This is a genomic window from Mycobacterium sp. 1423905.2, from assembly GCF_001673155.1.
Taxonomy (GTDB): Bacteria; Actinomycetota; Actinomycetes; order Mycobacteriales; family Mycobacteriaceae; genus Mycobacterium.
Map to the genome: position 1 here is coordinate 1 of NZ_LZLE01000053.1, position 5037 is coordinate 5037.

Below are 5037 nucleotides of genomic sequence, written 5' to 3' on the forward strand. Positions count from 1 at the left end.
ACTGATCCTCAGTGTGGTCGCCACCGGATTGGCACCGCGGTCCTTCTACCAACTGGACGCCTCGGACCACCCGCAGCGCGCCCATTACGACGGCCTGCCGGCCGATTTCACCGCCGAGGCCATCACAACCCTGGGCGGGCGGTGCACCGAGGGGTACCACACCTACAACGTGCTCAACACCCACGACGACGGCATTTCCCTGGACACCTTCGTCGACTGGCTGATCGCCTCGGGCCAACGCATCGAACGCATCGACGACTACTCGGATTGGCTGCGCAGGTTCGAGGCGGCCATGAAAGCGCTGCCGGACGATCAGCGACGAAATTCGTTGCTGCCGTTGATGAACGCCTACGCCAAGCCGGGTCAACCCACCCAAGGCACCGGAGTGCCGGCCGAAAAGTTCCGCGCCGCAGTGCAATCCGCGGGCATCGGCAGCACCCACGATGTGCCGCATCTGAGCGAGGCGTTGATCGACAAGTACGTCACCGATCTGGAGTGCCTTGGCCTGCTCGACGCCCACGCCGGCGCGCCCGCGCGATGACATACAGTCCGACCACCACCACCCACGACAGCAGGCTGAGCCACAATTGACTGCGCGCGGACTCGTCGAACGCCATCTGCACCAGCACGGCGACGATTCCGGCGACGGTGAGCAGCGACAGGGCCGGGAACAACCACATCTTGACCCGCAGCTTGTCTGCAGACGTTCTGCGGCGCAACACAATCTGTGACAGCGCGATCAACAAGTAGACAAACAACACCACGGCGCCCGAGGAATTGAGCAGGAACAAGAACACCGTCCCCGGCGCCAGCCAGGCCATCAGCACACAGCCGAAGCCCACCGCCGACGAACACAAGATCGCCAGGTGCGGAACGCCGCGCCGGCTCAGCCGCACCAGCCGCGCCGGTGCTTCCCCGCGCGCGGCAAGCACGAACAGCATGCGAGATCCCGTGTACAGCCCAGAGTTCAAGCTGGACAGCACGGCGGTGAGCACCACCGCGTTCATCAGTTGGTCCGCGCCGGGCAGGCCCATGTGTTTGAGTGCGGCGACATACGGCGAGACCCCGACTTCGACCGAGGACCACGGCAGGATGGTCACCAGCAAGAAGACCGAACCGACGAAGAAAATCACGATGCGCGCCACGACCGTTCTGGTCGCTCGGGCAATGGCGCGCTGCGGATCCCGGCTTTCCGCGGCGGCGATGGTGACGACCTCGGCGCCCACCATGGAGAAGATGACGACGACGATGGCGGCGAAGACCGCGCCGATGCCGTGCGGCAAGAACCCTCCGTGCGAGTGCAGGTTGCTGAAGTCCAGATGACGACCGGGCCACAGCCCGAGGACGAAGGCCGCGCCCAGTCCCAGGAAGACCACAATGGTGGCGACTTTGATTCCGGCGAACCAGAATTCGAATTCGCCGAAGGAGCTTACGGAGAACAGGTTGGTGGCGGTCATCAACAGCATCAGGCACAGCGACAGCAGCCACAGCGGCGCAGGGAACCAGTAGTTGAGCACCTTGCCGCCGGCGACCGCCTCGAAGCCGACGACGATGACCCAGAAGTACCAATACAGCCAGCCGACCGAAAAACCCGCCCAGCCGCCCAGGGCGTCGGCCGCATAGTCGGCGAACGATCCGGTCGACGGGTGCGCCGCGGCCATCTCGCCGAGCATGCGCATCACCAGGACGATGAGCACACCACACACGGCGTAGGTCAGAAACGCCGCGGGGCCGGCGTCCCGGATCACCACTGCGGACCCGACGAACAGTCCGGCTCCGATGACCCCGCCGATCGCGATCATGTTCAGCTGGCGTTGAGACAACCCTTGGCGCAGTTGCGGAGTGGTGTCGGTGGGCTCAGCTGTTTCGCCGGCCTCCCCGGCCGCGGGATCGGTCCGCTTCTGCGTGCGCCGCATTCCCGGACGCTAGCAGCAAATCCGATACCACACGGAGGGGAAGATGCCGCGTCCAGTGTCACGACGGATGTGCGGCCAGCCGCACGTTCGGGTGCGAGTGTGCGGCTCGCCGCACACTGGCCAGCGGGAAGGCCAGCGGGAAGCCCAGCGGAAAGGCCAGCGGGAGGCGCCCAGCTACAAGTACAGGTCCCGCGCCCGGATCCGGGCCGTGGCGATCACACTGATGACCGCCGTCAAAACCAAGTAGCCGCAGGCCAACCACGGTGTCCCGCCGGCGGCCGCGATCAACGCGGTCAAGATCATCGGCGTCAGGCCCGAGGCGTAGATGCCGGAGAACTGGTACACGAACGACAGTCCGGTATACCGGGTGCTGGTCGGATACAGCGACGAGTAGAGCGTGCCCTGCGCGCCGTAGAACAACGCATGCACGATCCCGAAGACGACGATCATGGCCAGACCGAACCAGGCGATGTTGCGGGTGCCGAACAAGGCGAACGCCGGAAACACGGTCACGCCGTAGCACGCCACGCCGGCCAGATACACCCGCCGGGCACCGCACCGGTCGGTCAGTGCGCCCGAGACCGGCAGCAACACCGCCATCACCAGCGCGGCGATGGTCACCACGATCAACACCGGGACCCTGGCCAGGTGCAGCGCGCCGGTGGCGTAACTGATGGCGAAGACGCCCCAGGTGTTGAACGCCGAGCCTTCGGCCCACCGCGACAACAGGCCGAGCACGGTGTTGCGCCGACTGCCCGGTTCGCGCACGATCTCCCGCATCGGCACCCGGGATTCGGTTTCGCGCTCGTGCAATTCGACGAACGCCGGAGTCTCCTCGACCCGCAACCGCACCACGATGCCGATCGCGACCAGCACCAGGCTGGCCAAGAACCCGATGCGCCACCCGTAGGACAGGAACCGCGTCGGCCCCAGCAACACTTGCAGCAACGCGAATATGCCGGTGCCCAACGCCAGGCCGAGCGCCAGCCCGATCTGTGGGATGGCCCCGAACCGGCCGCGCTTGTTCTCGGGGCTGTGCTCGACGGCCAACAGCACCGCGCCGGCCCATTCTCCGCCCAGGGCGAAGCCTTGCAGGATGCGCAGTGTCAACAGCAGCACCGGCGCCCAGACGCCGATCTGCGCGGCGGTCGGCAAGGCGCCGATCAGGGCGGTCGCTCCGCCCATGATCACCATGGTCAGCGCCAGGCTGCGCTTGCGGCCGATCCGGTCGCCGATGTGGCCGAACACCAGCCCGCCCACCGGCCGCATGACGAACCCGACCGCGAACGTCGCGAACGCCAAAAGCGTTCCTACCAAGGAACTTTGGTCCGGGAAGAAGGCCTTGTTGAAGACCAGCCCGGCGGCCGTCGCGTAGAGGAAGAAGTCGTACCACTCCACGGTGGTGCCCAGCAGGCTGGCCGCTACGACGGTACGCAGGCGGTGGTCGCGCGCCGCGTCGGACTCGAGTTGCCCGCCCGCCGCGACGGGCAAGGTGGTCGCCATGTCGAAGCTAGTGCGCCGAAGCGACCGCGAACGGCGTCGACGGCGCGGGCTGGGCTTGACCGTCCGGACGCTTCCACAGCCCGCGCCGCTCGAGCAGGGGCAGCACCCCCTCGCCGAACCAGTACGCCTCTTCCAGGTGCGGATAGCCCGAGAGGATGAAGTGGCTGATGCCGCGTTGCGCGTATTCGGCCAGCCGGTCGGCCACCTCCTGGTGCGAACCGACCAGTGCGGTACCCGCGCCGCCGCGCACCAGGCCGACGCCGGCCCAGAGGTTCGGCGCAATCAGCAGTTGGTTGCTGTTGCCGCCGTGCAGGTCCAGCATGCGGCGCTGCCCTTCGGACTCGCTGCGCGCCAGGCTGGACTGCACCCGTTCCACGTCCGCCGGATCGACCGCGGCCAGCAGCCGCTCGGCTTCGGCCCACGCCTGCTCTGAGGTGTCCCGGGTGATCACGTGGATTCGCAAGCCGTACTGCAGGATTCGCCCGTGGTCGACCGCCAGTCCGCGGATCCAGTCCAGCTTCTTGCTGACCGCCGGCAGCGGTTCGCCCCAGGTCAGGTAGACGTCGGAGTACTTGGCCGCGACCGGCCCAGCTGGTCCCGAGGAGCCGCCGAAGAACACCGCGGGCACCGGGTCGGGCCGGTTGTTCAATACGGCGCCCTGCACCCGGATGTGCTCGCCGGCGAAGCTCACCGGCTCGCTGGACGTCCACAACTGCCGCACCACGTGCAAGAACTCCGCGGTGCGCGCATAGCGGTCCTGCTTGTCCAGGTAATCACCATAGGCCTGCTGCTCGTGCGGTTCGCCGCCGGTGACAACGTTGAGCAGCAGCCGTCCCTGCGAGTGTCGCTGGAAGGTGCCGGCCATCTGCGCCGCCAGCGTCGGGCTGATCAGGCCGGGCCGGAACGCGACCAAAAACTTCAACGTCTCCGTGCGCTCGATCAACATCGCCGTGGTCAACCAAGCGTCCTCACACCACAGACCCGCGGGGGTCAACACCGCCTCGAAGCCGTTGGTTTCGGCGGCCGCGCAGATCTGGTGCAGGTACTTCAGCGTCGCCGGCCGGTCACCGTGCATGGCCGTCCCGTGACCACCCGCGACCAGGTTCCGCGAGTCCCCGTAGGTGGGCAGAAACCAGTGAAAAGCCAGGCTCATCGACAATCCTCTTCCACACATTTTTCGGCCCGTTTCCGGCCAAGAAGTCCAACGATCGATCGTGCGGGACGGCGGCCCGGATCGGGAGGGTTGAAAACTGCCAGATCCGATTCCGCGTGTTGCCCCGGCGTGTCGCAATTAGCGTCACGATTGGATTTCCGACACGGCGTGGTGCAGGGGGAGCGCCGAGCCCGCGCGCGATGATGGCGCTCGTGGCTGACCTAACCCGTCGTGCGGTGCTCCGGATGGGTGCCGGCGCCAGTGCGGGAGCCGCCGGAGTGTGGGCGTTGAGCGCCATCCTCGACCCGCTGGAGCCCCAGGCAGCGCCGCCGCAAGGGCCGGCGCCGTTCGAGCCGGCGACTGCCGGCAGCACGCTGCCCACCAAGCTCAGCGGGTCGTTCGTCTCCGCGGCGCGCGGCGGGGTCAAGACCAACTGGGTGATCGCCATGCCTCCGGGCCAGACCA

The 5037-nt window shown here is 67.2% G+C and carries 3 protein-coding genes and 2 pseudogenes; 2 read left to right on the top strand and 3 right to left on the bottom strand.

Annotation, left to right across the window (positions count from 1 at the left end; translation table 11 throughout):
* Nucleotides 1-541, top strand: a pseudogene (locus A9W95_RS27115) (oxidoreductase); the annotation flags it as partial.
* On the opposite strand, the gene A9W95_RS03365 reads toward A9W95_RS27115, so the two are convergent.
* From A9W95_RS03365 to A9W95_RS03375, 3 genes are all read right to left on the bottom strand, one after another.
* Complete coding sequence (locus A9W95_RS03365) at nt 483-1916, bottom strand: amino acid permease (protein WP_082982865.1); 1434 nt, start codon at nt 1914-1916, stop codon at nt 483-485. The pseudogene A9W95_RS27115 and the gene A9W95_RS03365 overlap by 59 nt on opposite strands.
* Nucleotides 1917-2090: 174 nt before the next feature.
* Nucleotides 2091-3419: an MFS transporter gene (locus A9W95_RS03370; protein WP_067409222.1), complete on the bottom strand. Its 1329-nt coding sequence runs from the start codon at nt 3417-3419 to the stop codon at nt 2091-2093.
* 7 nt (nt 3420-3426) lie between these two features.
* The gene (locus A9W95_RS03375) at nt 3427-4572 is read right to left on the bottom strand and encodes an LLM class flavin-dependent oxidoreductase (protein ID WP_067409223.1); all 1146 of its coding nucleotides are present in this window, start codon (nt 4570-4572) and stop codon (nt 3427-3429) included.
* 203 nt (nt 4573-4775) lie between these two features.
* Between A9W95_RS03375 and A9W95_RS03380 the strand changes: the two are divergent.
* Nucleotides 4776-5037 (top strand): annotated as a pseudogene (locus A9W95_RS03380) (hypothetical protein); the annotation flags it as partial.

Coding starts and splice junctions, on each gene's coding strand:
- A9W95_RS03375 (WP_067409223.1), bottom strand. CDS start 4,572: ATGAGCCTGGCTTTTCACTGGTTTCTGCCCACCTACGGGGACTCGCGG.
- A9W95_RS03365 (WP_082982865.1), bottom strand. CDS start 1,916: ATGCGGCGCACGCAGAAGCGGACCGATCCCGCGGCCGGGGAGGCCGGC.
- A9W95_RS03370 (WP_067409222.1), bottom strand. CDS start 3,419: ATGGCGACCACCTTGCCCGTCGCGGCGGGCGGGCAACTCGAGTCCGAC.